Source organism: Thalassoglobus neptunius, assembly GCF_007859735.1.
GTDB lineage: Bacteria > Planctomycetota > Planctomycetia > Planctomycetales > Planctomycetaceae > Thalassoglobus > Thalassoglobus neptunius.
The window spans coordinates 1-17,808 of sequence record NZ_SIHI01000019.1; the positions used below are offsets into that span (position 1 = coordinate 1).

Annotated in this window: 19 protein-coding genes; 1 reads left to right on the top strand and 18 read right to left on the bottom strand. The window is 57.8% G+C overall.

Annotated features, from left to right (window positions below; genetic code table 11):
• From KOR42_RS27440 to KOR42_RS18535, 3 genes are all read right to left on the bottom strand, one after another.
• On the bottom strand, nt 1–221 hold a 221-nt coding region (locus KOR42_RS27440), incomplete at its 3' end, for a hypothetical protein (protein ID WP_231741004.1).
• 321 nt (nt 222–542) lie between these two features.
• Complete coding sequence (locus KOR42_RS18530; protein WP_146511337.1) at nt 543–776, bottom strand: helix-turn-helix domain-containing protein; 234 nt, start codon at nt 774–776, stop codon at nt 543–545.
• Nucleotides 777–1,016 (bottom strand): helix-turn-helix domain-containing protein, encoded by a 240-nt coding sequence (locus KOR42_RS18535; protein WP_146511338.1) that lies wholly within the window; start codon nt 1,014–1,016, stop codon nt 777–779.
• A gap of 626 nt (nt 1,017–1,642) precedes the next feature.
• Here KOR42_RS18535 and KOR42_RS18545 point away from each other — a divergent pair.
• Complete coding sequence (locus tag KOR42_RS18545) at nt 1,643–2,236, top strand: hypothetical protein (protein ID WP_146511340.1); 594 nt, start codon at nt 1,643–1,645, stop codon at nt 2,234–2,236.
• 205 nt (nt 2,237–2,441) lie between these two features.
• Here KOR42_RS18545 and KOR42_RS18550 read toward each other — a convergent pair whose 3' ends face one another.
• From KOR42_RS18550 to KOR42_RS18620, 15 genes are all read right to left on the bottom strand, one after another.
• Nucleotides 2,442–3,680, bottom strand: coding sequence for a hypothetical protein (locus KOR42_RS18550; RefSeq protein WP_146511341.1), 1,239 nt, complete (start codon nt 3,678–3,680; stop codon nt 2,442–2,444).
• Nucleotides 3,681–3,683: 3 nt separating this feature from the next.
• Complete coding sequence (locus KOR42_RS18555) at nt 3,684–4,118, bottom strand: hypothetical protein (RefSeq protein ID WP_146511342.1); 435 nt, start codon at nt 4,116–4,118, stop codon at nt 3,684–3,686.
• A 12-nt stretch (nt 4,119–4,130) separates the two neighbouring features.
• Nucleotides 4,131–6,023, bottom strand: a complete 1,893-nt coding sequence (locus KOR42_RS18560) for a hypothetical protein (protein WP_146511343.1) — start codon at nt 6,021–6,023, stop codon at nt 4,131–4,133.
• Nucleotides 6,023–6,721: a hypothetical protein gene (locus KOR42_RS18565; protein ID WP_146511344.1), complete on the bottom strand. Its 699-nt coding sequence runs from the start codon at nt 6,719–6,721 to the stop codon at nt 6,023–6,025. Before KOR42_RS18565 ends, KOR42_RS18560 begins: the two co-directional genes overlap by 1 nt.
• Nucleotides 6,722–6,765: 44 nt before the next feature.
• On the bottom strand, nt 6,766–7,473 hold the full coding sequence (locus KOR42_RS18570; RefSeq protein WP_146511345.1) for a hypothetical protein: 708 nt from the start codon (nt 7,471–7,473) through the stop codon (nt 6,766–6,768).
• Nucleotides 7,470–8,573: a hypothetical protein gene (locus KOR42_RS18575; RefSeq protein ID WP_146511346.1), complete on the bottom strand. Its 1,104-nt coding sequence runs from the start codon at nt 8,571–8,573 to the stop codon at nt 7,470–7,472. The genes KOR42_RS18570 and KOR42_RS18575 overlap by 4 nt, the downstream gene beginning before the upstream one ends.
• A gap of 73 nt (nt 8,574–8,646) precedes the next feature.
• Complete coding sequence (locus KOR42_RS18580) at nt 8,647–9,501, bottom strand: phage tail fiber protein (protein ID WP_146511347.1); 855 nt, start codon at nt 9,499–9,501, stop codon at nt 8,647–8,649.
• Nucleotides 9,502–9,647: 146 nt separating this feature from the next.
• The gene (locus tag KOR42_RS18585) at nt 9,648–9,992 is read right to left on the bottom strand and encodes a hypothetical protein (RefSeq protein WP_146511348.1); all 345 of its coding nucleotides are present in this window, start codon (nt 9,990–9,992) and stop codon (nt 9,648–9,650) included.
• A 13-nt stretch (nt 9,993–10,005) separates the two neighbouring features.
• The gene (locus tag KOR42_RS18590) at nt 10,006–13,113 is read right to left on the bottom strand and encodes a hypothetical protein (RefSeq protein ID WP_146511349.1); all 3,108 of its coding nucleotides are present in this window, start codon (nt 13,111–13,113) and stop codon (nt 10,006–10,008) included.
• Between the two features lie 12 nt (nt 13,114–13,125).
• A complete protein-coding gene (locus tag KOR42_RS18595) occupies nt 13,126–13,758 on the bottom strand; it encodes a hypothetical protein (protein WP_146511350.1) in 633 nt (210 codons plus the stop codon).
• The gene (locus tag KOR42_RS18600; protein WP_146511351.1) at nt 13,755–14,225 is read right to left on the bottom strand and encodes a hypothetical protein; all 471 of its coding nucleotides are present in this window, start codon (nt 14,223–14,225) and stop codon (nt 13,755–13,757) included. Before KOR42_RS18600 ends, KOR42_RS18595 begins: the two co-directional genes overlap by 4 nt.
• Nucleotides 14,222–14,599 (bottom strand): hypothetical protein, encoded by a 378-nt coding sequence (locus KOR42_RS18605; RefSeq protein WP_146511352.1) that lies wholly within the window; start codon nt 14,597–14,599, stop codon nt 14,222–14,224. Before KOR42_RS18605 ends, KOR42_RS18600 begins: the two co-directional genes overlap by 4 nt.
• Nucleotides 14,599–16,179 (bottom strand): hypothetical protein, encoded by a 1,581-nt coding sequence (locus KOR42_RS18610; protein WP_146511353.1) that lies wholly within the window; start codon nt 16,177–16,179, stop codon nt 14,599–14,601. Before KOR42_RS18610 ends, KOR42_RS18605 begins: the two co-directional genes overlap by 1 nt.
• Nucleotides 16,176–16,847: a hypothetical protein gene (locus KOR42_RS18615; protein WP_146511354.1), complete on the bottom strand. Its 672-nt coding sequence runs from the start codon at nt 16,845–16,847 to the stop codon at nt 16,176–16,178. The genes KOR42_RS18610 and KOR42_RS18615 overlap by 4 nt, the downstream gene beginning before the upstream one ends.
• A 54-nt stretch (nt 16,848–16,901) precedes the next feature.
• On the bottom strand, nt 16,902–17,807 hold the full coding sequence (locus tag KOR42_RS18620) for a hypothetical protein (RefSeq protein ID WP_146511355.1): 906 nt from the start codon (nt 17,805–17,807) through the stop codon (nt 16,902–16,904).
• Nucleotide 17,808: the final 1 nt, after the last annotated feature.

Genomic DNA, 17,808 nt, shown 5'->3' on the forward strand with positions numbered 1-17,808 from the left:
CGCACTTGAAAATCGAAATCCACAACGACGGGCGAGGGGAACCACCGTGGATACAACCGTGCAACTACCTCCTCCTCGGCAATTGAAACATCGATTAGAATCTTCTGATTGGTTCGGGTTTTCCCTGATTCCCTGACGGGGGGAGTCGCTGGGGCGCCCCAGGAGATCAACTCCTGGGGTTGCCTGATCGATCCCGTCTGCCCCAAAGCTTCGAAACTCATTTTCGGCATCTCCTTTCAACCTGCTTCATCGATGCGCTAAGGATATCCTTAACGTTCTGCAAGTCGAAGGAATGGAAAAATTTTCGAATTGGATCGAGAGAAATTCGGGGCGTGCAAAGGGCGGGAGTGAGGCGGTGATGCAAACTGCCATCGTCAAACTCGTCGATGCGAGCAGCTTTGCGGAACGGATGTGCTTGTCCGCTAAGGCGTTTGGGGCATTGGCCGGTAAAGAAATCGACTAAAAAGAAACAGTGATAGCGCCATCGGTGGCGAGTTGATTTTCCTGTGTCGAATATGCAGGAAATTATTCAGAGCGAACAATTACTCGATTGAATCAGCCGACTGTCGGGCCTCATGGGGACTCAGGTGGAGCGGGAGTCCCAGTGCGATAAAGAATCTCTCAACGACATCGAGCCCCGGACAAAATTTTCCAGACAGGTACTGGTTGATCATCGGGTTAGAGACACCCATGCGGCGAGCGAGCTCACGTTGAGACATTCCCTGGCGAGCGAGTTCGTCTTTGACGATCCGTCGAAACTCTTCTTGAAGAACCATTTACTTTACAGACTCTGCAGTCTGCTGAACTTCCTGAGGTCCAATTTGAAGCGAGATGTGCAAAGCGTTGAAGAAATTCTCCACGACATCGAGGCCGGGGCAGAACTTTCCAGACAGGTACTGACTTACCGTTGGTCGGGAAATGCCCATACGGCGAGCGAGTTCGCTCTGAGACATTCCCTGGCGAGTGAGTTCGTCTTTGACGATCCGTCGAAACTCTTCTTGAAGAACCACTTTCATCCCTCCAGTCTATGCGGATGAGACTCCGCTGACGAGGTCGACCGTCTGGAAAACCGAACGATTTAGTAAGTGAATATTTGTTTAGGTCGAAGAAAAAAAAGTGGTCAGGGGCGGGGTCGAACCGCCGACACCAGGATTTTCAATCCTGTGCTCTACCCTTCCGTGTTCTTTTCAGGGGGTGTTCTGGTCGAAGGCTTCTTCCTGGGACTTGCGGAGCTGGTCGCGTGAGAGGTGGGTGTAGCGGCGAGTTGTCTTGATGTCGGTATGCCCGAGCAGCTCCTGAGCATGATGGATGTCGCTGCTGCTGGCGACTCGCATTCCGACTGAGGCTCAGCCCCATTTGGTGACCGCTTCGAGTTCGGTCCGCTCGGCAGTCGTCAGTTCTAGGACATATTTCTTCGCCATCGATCACTCTCCTTGCTTGATCGAAAAGTATCGTCTCACCCGAAGACTGCTCAAGGTCGATACGCTAGTACAATACCGCTTGCAGAGTTGACATCCCTATCCAATTGATTTCTTATTTATTCTCTACATACTACAGGAGGCGAGTAAGTGCGATTCGTCTTCCATAGAAGAGACGCAGTGGTTTATCGGTCAACAATTTCAAGAACATTGGAGTTGAACGAATGTCAAAACTGAAACCAGAAGACTTCATTCAAAAGTCACTTGACGGCGAACTGGCAGAACAGGCAAGGACTGTCGTCTTGTCGGGATTGGCGATGGTGGACGAATCTGAACGGGGCTTCATTGATTTCAATCCAAGCCAGCGATGTGATGATGAATGGATCCGTTTACCGGTGAGCCTCATTCAGAACATTGAACCGCTTGGCACGGTTAGCTGCCGGGATCATAAGCACGAGCGTGTCCGAGTGGCACTCAAACGGCCTGAGAGTGCTGAGTCTGCGATCTTTTACGATCTGCTGAGCTTGACGCGAGAGACAAGTTCCGCGTTCCCCTCGCTACCTGGCGACGAAGAAAACTACGGTATTGAGCAGATATCTGGTCCTGCTACCAAGGTTCTGGTGAGATGTGACCGAACAGGCCGTACCTCGTCCGGAATCGCATGTGGACAAGACCGTGGTGCTCTCTATCTCGCTTGGGAGAGGGCGGCAAGAAACGCCGGCTGCGAGGACGACTCGATCTTCTCTACAACGTTTGTTGACGCGTGGCATATTCGGAGACCAATCTGCGGCGACGGCCCCACTCGTCCAGACCATTAACTCTAATTCTTATGTCGGAGAGGGAGACTGAGCCACCGCATGTCGGTGGTTGTTTTTTGTTTCCGGATCGATCCAACGAGCAGCGTAAGTCAAGTCAGTGCAAACGACGGCCGACCGACAAACAATTCGAGCAACTCGACAAGCTTGCTCGCAAAGACCCGAACCTGACTCTAGATCAACTTCGGTTCGCGCAGCTTCCAAGAAATCAGCGATACGTGGGACCGCGATGCGATCGCTTCGCCAGGTAGATCGAACTGCCGGATTCAATGAGGTTGACGCCCCAATCGGAGAGATCTCCATACGCTCTCCGGGGGCCGCCCACGTGTCGCAGTGACCAGACGACAGATCCATCCGTCGCGTCAAGGGCAGCAATCGCCTGGTAATAGCTCGACGACGAGTCGAGCTGAATGGCTCCTACCAGGAATACAAGCGACTCGTCCTGTGAAATGATCGGACGCGCTGTCAGGTGTGTGGAGCCCGGACCGACAACCAACGGAATCTCCACTCCCCACAGAAGATCACCGTTCAGGTCGCGAGCGACAACGGTGTTCGCTTTGTCAGCTGCTGGATTCCCACAGGCGACGGCGAACTCCGAGCAACAGTCGAGCCCCGTCACACCGTTGAACGTCGATCCGAGCCAGTCGTCCGTTTCCTCCCAGAGGTCGGACATCGTCGCAGTCTCGATAAGTGACCAGTTCGCTCCCGAAGAGTAAACGAGCAGGCCATCGCGAACGGCCTGCCGTGCTCCGCCCGCTCCGAGTCCCGAGGTGTTGTCGACGAACGTGTCGATGATCGACAAATCGCTGATGGCGACCTGGGCAATCCCCTCGGTTGTTCCGTTCGTGAACCAGGGATAGTAGTAAGTTCCGTCGTCCAGGAGTGTCCGGTTGCGATCGGGCGATTGCCGGAACGTGAAATCGGTTTTATTGATGGTCACGGCGGAACTCGTGTCATCCCAGCGGTTGAAGTGATCGAGATTGGAGATGTAGTCGAACGATTCGCCACCGGCCGCGACGCCCCAATCGCCCGCATTAAACGCATTCGTCCAGGACAAGTTCAGATTCTTGATGTAGGCCCCGGTCGCCGCGTCGAACTTGTTCTGTCCGAGATAGAGGTAGTCGGAAGTCGCTGCGGCTCCGTGTGTGTTCAGATACACGAACGGAGCCCCGGAACTGGAAAACGAGCTGCTGCCGTCGATCTTCCCGTTGATGTCGGACACCCAGGAATTGAATCCTGCGGAGTTCACCAGACGGATTGTTCCTGCAGGCTGTTCAAAGACATACAGACCATCATACGCCTGAGCGATCGGACCAGTCGGCTCGCCCCAGTCGTTTCCGTGGATCCGTTCGCAGGCCGCCCATTCGAGACCACCGCCTGATTTGTCGATCTTCAGGAGGTTCACAAACGTGGATTCGAAGAACCGCTGAGTGTTGCACTTGGTCAAAGGTCAGCTCCCATTGGCTCGTTCGATGCGAACTCCCATGCCTGCTCCACCGGTCAGGGTGTTGGAATCCGTGGAGATGGAGATATTGTCGAAGTTGAGTCTCCCACCTGGTCGGAACTGGATCGAGTTGTCCGGCAGAGGACCGTCGAGAATTGTCATCGAATCGGTGGAAGCGTTCCAACCGGCATGAGCGGCGAAGGCGTCATTGATCCCTGTCGGGAATCGAAGTGGAGTTGCCGCTCCATTCCAGGGAAACGTGATCGTGTCCCAAATGCCGACGAGTGTCACTCCGAGCGTGATCGTTCCGGCCGTGGGCGTTCCAGTGACAATCATCCGGATCGACTTCTCGCAGGAACTGGAACCTTTCCCCTGGACGACCAGTGCCCGGTAAGGGTTCCGGTCGTGATCACGATTGGATTGACGAATCAAATCACTCATGAGAGTGCCGCCTCAAATATCAAAAGGTTGCGTGATCAGTTCCGTGCGTTGCTGTCCGTTGGAGTTGAAGTACTCCAGGCCGACGATCTGCATCCGGTCGCCAGTCCCGTCGACTCCCCACGACCGGCGGAGATTGATTTCGCGGCCTTCGACCTTCTCAACGATGTCGCCGATCTTGTACCCCGTGGCGAGCCAGGGGATTGAGATCCGGGCAACTAGCTGCATCGCATCCATCTGTGACAGCAGGGTGCGGGCGTACTCTTCGAGTTCCGACTGATCGTCGCGATTGTCGTGCTCTCCCGTCAGGACCGAAGCGGCGTCACCGGTCGATTGTCGGCGTCGATCGTAGAACTGATCGGAGGCGTCAATGTGACGAGTGACTGTTCCCGCGAGCATTGACTGATTGTCACCATCGAGCGTCTCAAACTTCAGTGCGGTGTCGTCACGAACCGTCCCGGTGATCCGGAGCCGTAGGTTTTCGGGATTGGTCTCCAGCAGTTCGCTCGGCAGTTCTTCGTCGGTGAACCAGATCCCAATCTCAGTGGGCAGGATCGACGGCCTCAGACCGAGCCCCGGGTTTTCGGGATCGCTGCCGTCGACGATCGACCAGTTTCCTCCATCGTCTGTGGAGTACTCGATCACAGGCGGCCGCCGGACCTCCGTTCCCTCGAGGTAGGTCAGGCAGTGTTCAATCACGCGACGGCGAGGAACTGGACCTTCGCCGAACAGTTCGATCGGATCGTTGATCTCGGGACGCAGGTCGGTGTAGTCGCCCCCTTCATTGGCGATCCATTTTCGGCCAGCACGTTGGTCCACGCTGGAAACTGCGACGGTGGCATCCTCGGACGTTGGCCACCCGCGATAGAGTTCGACGGTCACTTCGCGTTCGCGTCGGGCACCCGTCACAACGAGGTGCGTTGTCACATCCCGAATGTCTGCCGAAATCTGAATCTGATCGACGTTGAAACTCGCGAAACTCGTCGTCGAGTTGAACCGTCCAATTCGCAGATTGGAAACGGGACCACGGCCGAGTTCATAAATGCGAATCCGGGGTTGGAAGCTCTCGTCCTCAGAGACCGCGAAGTCGACACACCAGTTCACACCGTAGCGGGGCAGCAGGCCGCTCAGGTATTCGTCGAGTCGACGCCCGCGGGGCAGGCTGATGTTCTTGATCTCACTCGCATTCGAGGTCGCCTGATCGATGTTTTCCAGACTGGGGTTGGCGAGGTTGTCTTCACCGGAATTGGCGATGCCGCACAACGCCCGAATTGCTCCGCGAATCGTCCAGGCGGATGGCGTTCCATGATAGTTGTCGATGGCCGTTTGCGATCGCACAGACTCCGGATCGACCCAGATCGGAATCGACAACGGATTACGCGCCTGACCCGGGGCGACCATGTTGGCGACAACCAGACCATCAACTTTCGGATTGAACTCCAGGTCGGAGGCGTGAACGACCTCGGCTGCATCGAGGTAGCTGTAAACGAGTGGCCCTTCAATCAGTTCTCCAAACCACTCATCAGGGACCGTGGCCACAAAATATCGGTGTTCCTGATTCTCGGTCATCGCGAGTTCGTGCGAGGTGATCAGTCCCGCAAAAAGGGCAAACTCGCGAGTGGTCTCGATGCGACCGCTGCGACCTTGTTCTCGACGGACCATCCAGACTTCGACTCGAGATTCCATCGGCCAGTCGAGAGACTCGTCACCAATTCGATTTCGGTAGCTCGCTGAGTTGTAGGCGATTCGGCATTCGACTTCTCGACCGACACCGTGGCGAATCAACTCCGCAGAGAGATGCGGCTGTTCGTCCTCGTCGGTGATTGAACCATCGCGGTCAGTCAAATAGACAGCGAGGATCCCAGCTCGGCGGGCGAGATTGGTGTCAGGTCGGGGAGCCGATGGCATCACACCACCTCCGTCGTGATGGGACTTGGAATCGGAGGCCCACTCGCATCCGCCTGAACACTGGCGAGCGTGAACAGAACCCGTTCTGTCGAACCACTGATCGCCACGACTTCCAGAGAGTACGTGGCCGAGTCGTCGAGAGCTTCTGATTCGATTTGATACAGTGCGGAACTGTTCGCGGTGATCGAAACGGCCGCAGGTGACGTGGGGCCCGAAACCCGTCGCAGCTCAAACGTTTCCACAGTCAAACCGTACGCACTTGGAATCCAGCGGAAGGAAACCTCGATGATTCCTCCCGCGAGTGCGACGTATCCCAGGCTGATCGCTTCTCCCAAAATCTCGGAAACGGGATCTCCCGACCCGTCGAGCAACAGTTGCTGCGGATGCGGATCCGAATTCTCGACACGATCTTTGAAATGCCGCACGTCGATCCAGAGAGTTTGCGAGGCATACGCACTCGCGTCGACTTCCACCTCGACGAGTTCCCCCGAGTCTCCCGATTCACTGCCGACGCGAGTTGTGCGAGCAATGGACTCTGCGGAATAGGGATGATCTCCGACAGCCAACGGAGAGCCGTGAACCATCCGCTGCGGCCGGGTGATCAAGGGGAGTGAGGTGCCGAGATAGACCGACACTCCCTGACCGGCGAACGGGCGGTCGCTAAAAATCGGCGGAGATCGGTGTGAGGCTCGTTGCATCAGAAGTCCACAAGTTGCAGTTGGGAATCAACCTCGACTGAGAGTTACCAGACGATACGCGAGAAGTTCCGCTCGTAGGTGACTCCGTTGATCGTCAAAATGACTTCGATGTCGAATTCGCGGTTCGAGGTAAAGAGCGGATCATCGTCACTTGGGTTCTGGTACTCGTACTCGAATCGCTTGTCCTCGTAGTGAGAGGCGGTCCCGGCCGAGAGATTGAACGTGTAGAGGGGTGCTCCGATCGCGGCCCCATGTTCGCGGATCGTGATATCGCACGTTGCCGCCGCATCGAGCGCGTCGATGTCGACCGTCTGACCATCTCGATCGAGCCAGACAGCCAGCTGCAGGATGTCCCCTTCGGTCGCTTTGAGTGACCATTCGAATTGCACTGCGTTGATTGTGGGACCGAGTCGAAAGACCGCCAGCACGTCGACGACAGCTTGTCCCGCGACCGTTTCATCCGGATTCAACACAACGATGTAGTCGGCACCTTCTGTCCAGAAGCCCGAGTCCCCGGTGTCGACGGAGGTGTCGATTTCGAGGAGATGCAGTCCGGTCGTGGAATCGAACGGGGACGTCATCGTGAGGCCGTTGGTCGTGGCTTTTTGCGAAGCCGATCCGTTCTTGTAGATCGTGACATCGGCGGCTTCGAACGGGGAACTCGGGGCCGTGGCTCCTCCGCTGGTGTTGTTGGTCGTGAACGGGATCCGAAGCGTGGCGTCTTCGGGGATCTGCTGGAAAAAGATGCTCATCGAATGAGTCCTCCGTTGATGAGTGCGACGCCAGTGTGAGTCAATCCGCCATTCACCAGGTCGCGAACCATCCCGGGCGGAATTTCGAGTGAGGCCGAGCCATCGGACGTGATCAGTGCGGTCGACTGAATCGGCATCACGAGTGAACCGGATGCTGATCCACTCGAGGTGATGGCTGCGGTCCCGACGAGTTCATCAACATCACTGAGGGACGCCGATCCGTCCGAGCTGATCAGAGACGAGGCCGAAACGCTCAACGTCACGGTTGCCAGAGCCGACGAGCTGCTGCTGATTTCCAGACTGGCGGAGAGGGGCATCACGAGTGAACCGGATGCTGAACTCTCCGAAGTGATCAGCGCGGAACCAGACAGAGCACCCCGGAGCTGCAGTTCGGCCGAGCCATCCGAGGTGATCAGTGCGGTCGACTGAATCGGCATCACGAGAGATCCGGACGCCGCTCCATTGGAGCTGATCGTCGCGGTTCCACTGAACTCCTCGATGTCACTGAGCGAGGCGGATCCACTCGAACTGATCGAGCAGGTTCCGCTGATCATCTTGTGCAAGGTTCCGGTCGCCGAGCTGCTCGAGCTGATCGCTGCCGATCCAGAGATCAGCAATCCACCGGCATCGGGGACTTCGAGCCAGACGGCTGAAACGTTGACGCGTCGCGACGACCCTCCCGCGACCGTTCCGAAGGCTTCGAGTCGCACGCGCAGATCACTGTAATCGGTGATCGCGTTCGCTTCGCCTGCCGAAAGAGTGAGCAGCTCCGTGGTCCACGCATCACTGATGGCGATGTCTGTTCGACTCGCGATCTGCGTCGCTCCCTGGTAGAGCGCGAACCGCAGGTCTCGCGAATTGCCTCCAGAACTCGATTTCTTGTAGCGGCATCTCAAGACGTGCCCCGAGGCCACCATCGGATCGTCCAGTGCATCGAGTGCAAACTCACAATGGTCGTTGACCGAATCGGAGGACTGCACGTAGTCCGAATCGCTGGGAGTGACTTCGTCGATCGTCGTGTACAAACTGAAGCCCGCCCCGTCCTGGCGAGTCCAGTCGTTCACGGTGATGTCAGAAGTGGGTCGGGCCGTTTGGGTCATGGAAAATCAGTGAGCGATGGGAACGTGAACGTGCGACGCTGTGACGTATCTCGTGACATCACGAGTTGCCAGATCAGTTCGCTTGAACGTTGAGTGCTCCGGCCGCGAACTTCGGAGCATTCCCGCTGATGACCGACTCGGACGAATCGAGGGTTCCGGAGACAAGCAGGTTTCCGGCTCCATGCGTGTCCGAATCGAGCAGGGCAAAATGCGTGATCGTGCCCCAGCCTCCCGAGGCCGTGGGGAACTGGATGTCGGCCGCATTGTCGATCTCACCTTGCGTTCCGGCCGTCGGTGCCGACCAGTCCGCGTCGGCAGGGGCTCCCAGATCGACGCGGGCGTACGAATTCGAATCCGGGACTTCGGTGATCGTCGCTCCGGTCGAGGCGGCCACAGGAGCGGCTGTTGTCAAACCGACAGCGACTGTGGTCGGCTGGCTGAATGATCCGGTTCGGAACGTATGATTGAGCCAGGCATTCCGCAGGTAGTTGGACGCGGCTCCCCCAAACGACAACGCCAGATCCCCGATCGCCAGGGCGAACTGCTGCCCCGAGGTGATGGCTTGCGAGACAGACAGAGCCTGGTACCAGAGCAGGTTGCCCGCCCCATGCGTGTCCGAATCGAGGATCGCCACATGAGTCACCGTGCCCCAACTGCCGGAGGCCTGCGGGAAGGTGATCGCAGCCGCATTGGTGATTTCTCCGATAGTTCCGGCCGTGGGATCCGACCAGTCGGCATCGGCGGGTGCTCCCAGATCGACCCTTGCGTACGAGTTGGAGTCGGCCACCTCGCTGATCGAGGAACCGTCGTCGGTGTCCGCCGGAGCGGACGTACAAAGTGCGATGGTGATTTTGGTGGGTTTTGTGAACGACGTGGATCGGAACGTGTGATTCATCAACGCGTTCTCGAGGTAGTTGGCAGTGGGCATCTTCGCGACTCCTGGCAATGAACGATGTGGTCGAAGTGCTGATCACCCGCGTGATCAGTGTTGTCTCACGAACGCTGCGGCGTTCGATGTTGTTTGACGAACGCTGAGGCGTTCGATGGTGTTTCACGAACGCTGGAGCGTTCGAATCAGTCGGCCGAAAGGAAGTGGAGACTCGCCGCCCCGTCTCCGACCAGTTTCACAAAGTCGGCACCGAACAACGCCGGTGGAAGTTCGAGAGACGCGTCGTCTGCCAGGCTGTCGAGAACGCCATCGGTCCCGACATCTTTGGCCAGCACGAAGTTTCCGGTCACCGGATTCCTCTGGTAGACCGTCAGGACCACCGCTCCCCCCGATTCGTTAAGGATCCGCGTCGATCGCAAATGCTCAAACTGCTCCGTCGTGGAGAGGCTGGTTGTGACGGAGATCGTCCCTGCGATCGTTCGCTTGGCCAGGCGTGTGTCGGCCTGGCCGGTTTGTGTTGTGACGGGCATGGCTCTGCTTTCTTCAAGGGGAGAATCGACGCAAGAGATTGCGACGACGGACTGAGTCAAGTTCCTCGCCGGGAACGGAACCGGCCCGCCCGCCCGAGGTGATCGTGGCGGTCGCCAGAATGGCGACAATCGCATCGACCAGAGTTGGGTTTGATCCGCTGGACGTGATCACACCTGTGGAGCTGATCGCCATTGTCTCCGGATCGAGGAGAGTCTCTCCGACCTGCAGTGCTCCGATGGCTCCGGAGCCATCGGAAGGAAACGTCGACCCTGTCGCCGAGTACGTGGCGAGCGGATCGTCCCAGCGTGAGGTGATCGCACTGGAGGTTTTGGCGGAATAGTCTTCACTCGCGTAGGCATTGATGACCGCGTTGACTTCCGTCGACATGAACGATTGTGAAAACGTTCCGCCTCCCGAGGTCCAATCGTCTCCCACCTCCGCGTCGTCAACTTCATTGGTCGTCGAGAACACGTGATTGTTTCGCCAGGTCATGCCGGAGACATCCGGATCTCCCGCGTCGCCGTGCAAGTTCAGACTTTTGAACAAGTTGCGAATCACAAAGCAGTTCGTGAAGGCTGTGGCCCCTTCGTCGTCCACCATGCTGAACGCATCGAAACACGAGTTGTGATAGAAGAAGAGGGAGTCGATCGCCCATTCGGCCCACTGCATATGCGTCGGGTTGGTATCATCCTCCGAGATGATGCAGCGGGCACCAATGGACTGTGCCTCCTCGACTCCTGTTCCGTTCCAGAACCAGGGGGCCTGCACCTCGCCGAGGTTCTTGTACCAGGCATAGCTGGTGATCAGGTTTTCGAGTCCAGTGGAGATCAACTGGAAGGTGTCAACGTGAGATCCGTTGGCGATGATTAAATCGTCAGCGAGGACATTGTAGAACACGCAGTTGTTCGCAGCCGGATTCCACAAGTCATTCGAGGACCTCAGGACTTCGACGTCGCGAGCGACATCGTAGTAATTCGGTTTTCCGTTCGTGTCGCGGTACGATCCTCCGAACTTGTAGGTGCGGATGTAGTTGTTGCTCACAGACCGATCGTTGGCGACGACCTCTTGTCCGCCGCCCACCTGGTCGACATTCTTCATGTAGAGCATCGGCGAGCTGCCCAGACCTTGCTGGATCCCAAACAAGACACTGGAGAGCGAGGCCACAAGGATGTCGGTCGCGGTCGCATTGGCGAAGTCGTGAGTCACGTCTTCAATCTGCAGGCCGATCGATCGATAACCTCCCGAGTCCGATCCTGTGAGAACGCACGCCGATTTCGAGACGGCCGGGTCTCGTGTCACAATCAGCGGACCGTCGGAGGTCCCTGTCGCAACGCCCGCCGAATAGCCAGTAATGGCGTGTGATCCCTCAGCAAGGTAGATCACCGAGAACGAGGGAGTCCCGTTCGACGACGCGGTTTGCAGTGCTTTGGCCGCTGCGTTGATGTCGTCGTAAAAGTTCGTGCGGGCACTCGCGTGTAGCGAGTCGGTTCCGGCGGCGTAACCACCGTCCCCCGCGTAAACGGCTGGCGTGCCTTCGGTGCCGTTGGTGTCCACCACACAATGGTGGATGTCGTAAGAATCGGCGGGGTCGAGGAAGGCGTATTCGATGTTGGATTCGCGGACGGAGTCGGCATCGCCCACCATCGGGTAAGCCTTCGCCAGAATCGTGACAGTGGAAGCAACCGAAGCAGACCAGTCGTCTTCGGGATCAAAGGCCAGTCGAAAGAGGGTTGTGGTCTCAAAGGGCCCCTCGCTGAACAGTCGTGTGACCGCCGTGTGCGACTGCGTCGATTTGGTGACGGCAACCGCTCCGGGGTCCGAGGCGTGAACTGTGGCTGTGGCACCTCCGGAGAAGGTGATCGACTCACCCGCCACGAACGTTCCAGACACATTCTTCACAGCAATCGTGGTGGATCCAATCGACTGGGTCAGTGCCACCACGTTCTGGGCCGTGGCTCCCGAAGTGCCTCCCGTGATCGTTTCCTCTGCCGCAGCATCGGCGGTCGCGATCCCGGAGGAAAGTCGCAGGGCTGTCGTGACCGTCACATCAACGCGGTCGATTCCCAACTCTCCGCGGTGTCCTGCGTAAGAACCAGCGAGGGCCTCGACGTCGACGTTGAACTCCGACGTCCTCCGCTGCATCGGTTCCGAGACGATATTGCAGCAGGCGACTGGATAGTCACGCGTTGAATTGTTGGTGACCGACGTTGCGGATTGTGCAGCGAGATCAACGGAACCATCCGAGACAAACGCCTCATCGCAAGTGAAGGTCACAGATGTGCAATCATCGTGGATCGGCTCGGCCAGGCGGAGGACGATGTCGGCATCGCCGGAGTTGTCCGTCGAGGAGAGCAACCGTTCGATGGGGATCGTCCGCGACCGCGTCGTGAGCGATCCGTTGTTGTAGCCTTCACTGGTCACAGCCACGGATCCGCTTCCGTCGATGTCGGTGATGCTTGCCGCAGTGGCTCCCGCCAATGTGAACGTCAGATTGTGCCCGTTGCTGGAGATTGCAAACGTCGTCTCGGCAACATCGGTCACGAGGAAGTTGTCAATTCGAGCCGCTGCCTGGCAACCTGCGAAACCGAAGTACTTGTTCGTGTTGCCGGTTGAGTTCTCCCATTCATCGACTCGCAGAACGTCGTCGACCCAGACGCTGATTTTGTTTCCGGAGAGCAGGATGCGGATCGCATAGACCGTACTGTGCGTTCCCATCCCCGAAGCGACCGGGGTTTCACCTTGATCCGTTCCCGCCTGATTCACCAAAGAGAACGTGGCCGCACTGGCGTCGTGTTTGATTCCCAGTGCCTGCGTGAGACCCGAGTTCGACCGAATCCAAAACGTCGTGTCGTAGCTGCCGGAGGTCCCGTTTCCGTAGTTGAAGTCGAACGCAATATCGAGATCCGCTTCCGGGAACTCAGCGAGGTTGTTCCCGGTGCCAGGGATCCAGACGCCGCCTCCGGTGCTATGGACGATTCCCGTCGATCCATCGAGAATCGTCCAGGGAGTCGAATCAGTGGCATCGTTCCACCAAACACCGCCGTTGGCGACAGTGTCCCAGCTATCGATATCGACATTGGCCCCACCGTTGGGAAAAGCATCCTGGTACAGAATCGTCATCGGGACTCTTTCCTATTCGCTGGGGATCCTGGCAGAGAGAGTCAATGTTCCAGAAGATCCGGAGGCAGAGAACGGACTCTCGAAATCGGGAGGTGTCGCCAGGACCTCGACGGAAAACTCTGCTGTCGGGCCGACATTGCCGTCGGGATTCTTCGTGTCGCGTCCGCGCAGGCCGAGATTCCAGTTGCCTGAACCCGGGAGTGGGTCGCTGTGAATCTCGTAGCTGGTCGTTTGCTCTTCGGCGACAACTGTGGCGATCGGAGTGGAGTAGTCGATCGCTCCGTCCGGAGACTGCCCCCGAAACAGATCCCAGGCCCGCACATCGATTTCATGCGGATCGCCGGTCCAGTCCGCATTCCCGAACGTGACGCGCACTGAGTTGTAGGGGCGGGGAGGGAGCCAGGCTCCCCGATCGAGGCCCGCTTCCTCCTCGTCGATGGCGACGACGGTCAACCATTGCGGCCAGACCGTGGGGATCAGATTGATCGTCAATCGTCGCTGAGAGGGACTCCCTGTTTCACCCGCCAGACGCCGTCCGATATAGACCTGATGCCGACGCGCAGTTTCGCCACTGACGAACCGGACAGTCAGATCTGTCGGGCTCGACCAGTAGAGTTCAGTGATCGTCGGATGCAGCAGGATCATTCGGCAGCAGGTTCCTCGTCGACCGTCTCATCGATGGGCAGTTCTGTTTCAGGATCAGACGGTTTTGTTTCAAAAACAGCCGGTTCTGGCTCATCGATGGCGAGTTCTGCTTCATCAACAGGCGGATTCGAGGCATCGTCAATTTCGACGGTGTCGGCCATCCTCGCCAGATCTGACGAGTCTGCAGCATCGCTCGGGGATCCGGCATCGACGCCTGTGGCGAGGTTCTTGCGGAGGCCTCGCAGGTGTTCGAGTTGCTGGGCGAACTCGTGCGGCGTGATTTCTTCCAGACAAATCCGGTCGTAGAGGTCCTGCGGATCTCCAGAGTCCAGATCCTCTGGAGCCAGTGACGCGAGGATTCGACCAATCTTGCGAGATCGGTTCGCCTTCTGCTGCGGATCCATCCGACGAGGAACGGCAGGGCGTGGCACGTGTTCTGGGTATTGCTGAAGTTGAGGCTGCGTCATTGGATCACCTGTCTCCTGAATTGAAGGACACCGAATTGCGTGTAGTCGTGATGTGGATCGTTTGACGGAAGTCCAGTCGGCGTCCATCCGAGGAACGTCACACCGGTCCAGGTCACTCCGTCCTGGTTCAAAGTTCCAGTCAGGATGCCCGCCCAGGAATGGAGGAGGCTGACCTGATATTTGAGAGCGGCCCGCGAAGCGAGACCGTCGAGGATGTATTCGCATTGCAGCGACGTCCCACCTGGAGGAAACAATAAGTGCGCTTCTCCATACGCTCCGGGGAACTGGATCCGCTGCATGGCAACTTCGGGCGGCTGTTCGACAATCGCCCCGTACCGTCCTGAAAATGTGAAACTTCCAAGTGAGAGAGCCATCAGCGATTCTCCCTCGAGTTCCCGGCCGCGGGGTTGGATCCGCCTGCATTCGCAGCTTTGGTATTGCGATCCGTCGCTTTGCTGTTCCCCTCGAGAGCGACAGCCAGAGCTTCCAACTCGTCAGCAATCCGATCGAACACCCGAGCTTGAGCAAGATTCTCAGCAGAGGCAGGTGCGCGCGTGGGTGCTGCTCCAGGTCCTGCTGAAACGATTGAGCCTGCGCGGAGATTCGTTTCTCGTTGGCGAATAATCTCGGCCGCTGTTGAGACCGGGTTCACCTCGCTGATCCCCGCGCGAAACTCAAACTTGGCCAGGGCGACTCGTTGCTCGAGGTCGGACAATCCAGCGTCCTTCAGGATGCTCGCGAATTGGTCACGGGTGATCGCTGTTCTGGCTCCCTCCGTGTTGTCTGCTCGCAACCTTTCTCCTATCTGCTCCAAGCCCCGTTCCAGATTGGCCGTTTGCTGGATGGCCACAGCGTTGATCGATTCGAGCGTCTGCGTGTAGTACTTCTCGGCGTCTGCCAATTCCGGCAGCGCATCATAGGTGCGATTGAGCAGCTCCTGCGTCGCGTTCGAGTCCTTCTGCAGCAGATTCGAAAGAGCCACAAAGGCTTTGGCCTCGGTTGTCAGTTCCCCCTTGTCATCCGTTCCAGCTTCACTTGCTGCTCGATCCAGGCTTCCCAGAAGACGATTTCGGAGTTCGTCATCCTGGCGAATCACATCGAGCCGGGCGAAGGTTCCTCCCTGGACGTTGGGCAGGAGCTGGGCGAGTTGCTTCTCGAAATTAATCTGTGCAGTCCCGCTGACCCGTCCTGTTGGGTCTCCGACCCCTTGACCAATGGCCGCTGCGAGGGCACCGGACTGACGAGCTGTGTTTCCGAATTGCGTGGAGCTGGCAATTACCGGAGCGACATTTGTACCGAAATCGGCATCGGAGGCCACAGGGCTCGAACGCTTCACTGCGATCTGGAACCCCGCAATCTGCTCGGCCGTTCCCCCGGTCAGTTTCTGCTGAGCGAGGATTGCCTGAGACGTTGCCTGCTGATCTTGCTGATTGTCAGGAGACAGCATTGCCGCAACGCGCACCGCGTCGAACGCATCTTGATCGGTCAGCGAATCCCCTTTGAACGAGAGGGCCGTCGATGCTGTTGCGTATAGGTCCGTTTGTCGGGCTCCGGTATCACTGGAAATCGAAGCGATGGCATCCAGCAAAGCCTGCCCTCTTTCTCCTCCGAAGTTTTTAAGGGCGTTGCGCTGCGTGGCGGCAATTTCCAGCTGTGTATCGGCGGCACCCCGCTGGCGGGACTGGATGTTCTGAATTTCCCGGCGGACTTGCACAACCAGCTTATCCAACCCTTGCATCACAGTCGAAATGCCAGCAACCGTCGCCAGAAACTTGGTGACTTCTCGACCAGCATTTGCGAATCCATCCTTCGCGGTCTTGCCCGCTTTGCCGCTGGCTTTATCGATTTTCTCCAGACGTCGCTGCATCTGATCGAGCAGCTTGTTCTGCTTCTGGAAACCCTCGAGGACGTCTCGGTCATCAATGGTCTCGACCAGTTTGACGGTGTTGGTCATTTGAGGACCTCCGCCAGGTTCTTCGCAGTGATGGCGCCCACCGCTGCGAACATAATCTCCTTCGCGATCGGAGTCGTCAGGAGCTGCAGGCGATTGATGACTTCGGGTGTGATGAAGTAGTTCACTGTGAGAGCTTCCACAGCAAACGACATCAGCTCATCGACGTTGATCTGCGTAAATCCATCTGCCGAGAGCAGGAGCTTCTCCCAGGCGTGGACCTGATCGACATACGTCGCCCGGATGAAATGCCCATGCATCTGGCGGAGCGGTTGAAATCCCACCGTCCCGTCCGCCTGGTAGATCATCGCAGGCGGAATCTGCTTGGGAATCGGAATGAGCCAGCGATGGCCGTCTCCGAGCGAACGCCAGATCCCTGGGAACTGGTACGGTCGGGCGAGGTCCATCGGAGTGGGATTCTGCCCCTTGACGAATCCGATGTGATAGCGACCGGCATTCCCGCCCACGGGCAAAGCCGAGACCCACTCGATTTCACCGTCGAGCGGACCGCGTTGAGTGGGTGACGTGCGGAGATAGATCCAGCCGTCTTTGCGTTCCGGACCCGGACCCTGAAAACAATCCAGATCGGTCCAGTCACCGAGTCCGACGTCGACCAGACGTTGGTGCTGATTGGTCGTGTCGTGGTGATTGAGCCAGATCTGAAACTGCATGACTGAAATTCCGAATGAGGGGAGTACTTTGCGTTGTGAGGGGAGCATCCTCTCTTATGAGGGGAGTGCGTTTGTCACAGACCAGGTCATGGCTTTTCCGACCAGGCGAATCCGTCCGCTGGCATGACCCGTTGTTCCCCCGTTGATTTGTTCCGCGAATCCGACGCCCGCCCCGATCGACGCTTTTCCGTTCACACTGCCGGAAGCGTATCCACCGGCATCCGCTCGCTTTTTGAAGTAGGCATCGACACCCGAGGAGATGGCGAACGCTCCCAGCGAAAAGCCTCCCGAGGATGCGAACGAATCGATGTCTTCCAGCTCGATCGAGATCACCGGACGTCGTGAGGCAATGTAAATCCGTGTCGGATAGTCCCCTTTGCTGGCTCGCCACTTGTCGAGCGTGATGCCCGTGGAGACGGAGACCGACAGCACGTCCGTCACTGCGGTCGAATCAATCAGGACCGGACCCATCACAAACTGGCCGTTGAATGTTTGCGAAGCCAGTGAGTTCCCCGTTGACGCCGTGATCGGATCCGCACCACTCGATGAAATCGCATGAGCCTGAACCGTCGCAATTGCACCCGGTGAGTCACCGGATTCCTGTTCTTTGGAAGCAGAGATCTCGCTGCAGATCACCAGGCCGTTGGAGACTGCGGAAGCGAAGTGCGAATCGTCGCCCGCGAATGTGGCTCCGCTCGCTTTCTTGCGAAATGGAACGGTGATTCCCGTGGAAACCAGCAGGCCACTTGCGGGATCGATGCCCCCCAGGACACCGACCAGGTCCGCCGTTTGAAACGTCGCGACTTGCTCGGCATCTCCCTGATAGATTTGCTGGGGATCAATTCCACCCGAGTGGAGTGCAATCGATTCCTCGATTGTCGTCGTCCAGCCTCCGTCCACGACCTGGCGGAGCGTCAGGCCGGATCCGAGGATTGCATCATAGACTCCGAATTGACTCATC

Excerpts from the sequence above, each read along its gene's own strand:
- KOR42_RS18615 (WP_146511354.1), bottom strand. The coding sequence starts at position 16,847 with ATGCAGTTTCAGATCTGGCTCAATCACCACGACACGACCAATCAGCAC.
- KOR42_RS18545 (WP_146511340.1), top strand. The coding sequence starts at position 1,643 with ATGTCAAAACTGAAACCAGAAGACTTCATTCAAAAGTCACTTGACGGC.
- KOR42_RS18605 (WP_146511352.1), bottom strand. The coding sequence starts at position 14,599 with ATGGCTCTCTCACTTGGAAGTTTCACATTTTCAGGACGGTACGGGGCG.
- KOR42_RS18560 (WP_146511343.1), bottom strand. The coding sequence starts at position 6,023 with ATGCCATCGGCTCCCCGACCTGACACCAATCTCGCCCGCCGAGCTGGG.
- KOR42_RS18575 (WP_146511346.1), bottom strand. The coding sequence starts at position 8,573 with ATGACCCAAACGGCCCGACCCACTTCTGACATCACCGTGAACGACTGG.
- KOR42_RS18570 (WP_146511345.1), bottom strand. The coding sequence starts at position 7,473 with ATGAGCATCTTTTTCCAGCAGATCCCCGAAGACGCCACGCTTCGGATC.
- KOR42_RS18600 (WP_146511351.1), bottom strand. The coding sequence starts at position 14,225 with ATGACGCAGCCTCAACTTCAGCAATACCCAGAACACGTGCCACGCCCT.
- KOR42_RS18620 (WP_146511355.1), bottom strand. The coding sequence starts at position 17,807 with ATGAGTCAATTCGGAGTCTATGATGCAATCCTCGGATCCGGCCTGACG.
- KOR42_RS18590 (WP_146511349.1), bottom strand. The coding sequence starts at position 13,113 with ATGACGATTCTGTACCAGGATGCTTTTCCCAACGGTGGGGCCAATGTC.
- KOR42_RS18565 (WP_146511344.1), bottom strand. The coding sequence starts at position 6,721 with ATGCAACGAGCCTCACACCGATCTCCGCCGATTTTTAGCGACCGCCCG.
- KOR42_RS18580 (WP_146511347.1), bottom strand. The coding sequence starts at position 9,501 with ATGCCCACTGCCAACTACCTCGAGAACGCGTTGATGAATCACACGTTC.
- KOR42_RS18535 (WP_146511338.1), bottom strand. The coding sequence starts at position 1,016 with ATGAAAGTGGTTCTTCAAGAAGAGTTTCGACGGATCGTCAAAGACGAA.
- KOR42_RS18585 (WP_146511348.1), bottom strand. The coding sequence starts at position 9,992 with ATGCCCGTCACAACACAAACCGGCCAGGCCGACACACGCCTGGCCAAG.
- KOR42_RS18555 (WP_146511342.1), bottom strand. The coding sequence starts at position 4,118 with ATGAGTGATTTGATTCGTCAATCCAATCGTGATCACGACCGGAACCCT.
- KOR42_RS18530 (WP_146511337.1), bottom strand. The coding sequence starts at position 776 with ATGGTTCTTCAAGAAGAGTTTCGACGGATCGTCAAAGACGAACTCGCT.
- KOR42_RS18610 (WP_146511353.1), bottom strand. The coding sequence starts at position 16,179 with ATGACCAACACCGTCAAACTGGTCGAGACCATTGATGACCGAGACGTC.
- KOR42_RS18595 (WP_146511350.1), bottom strand. The coding sequence starts at position 13,758 with ATGATCCTGCTGCATCCGACGATCACTGAACTCTACTGGTCGAGCCCG.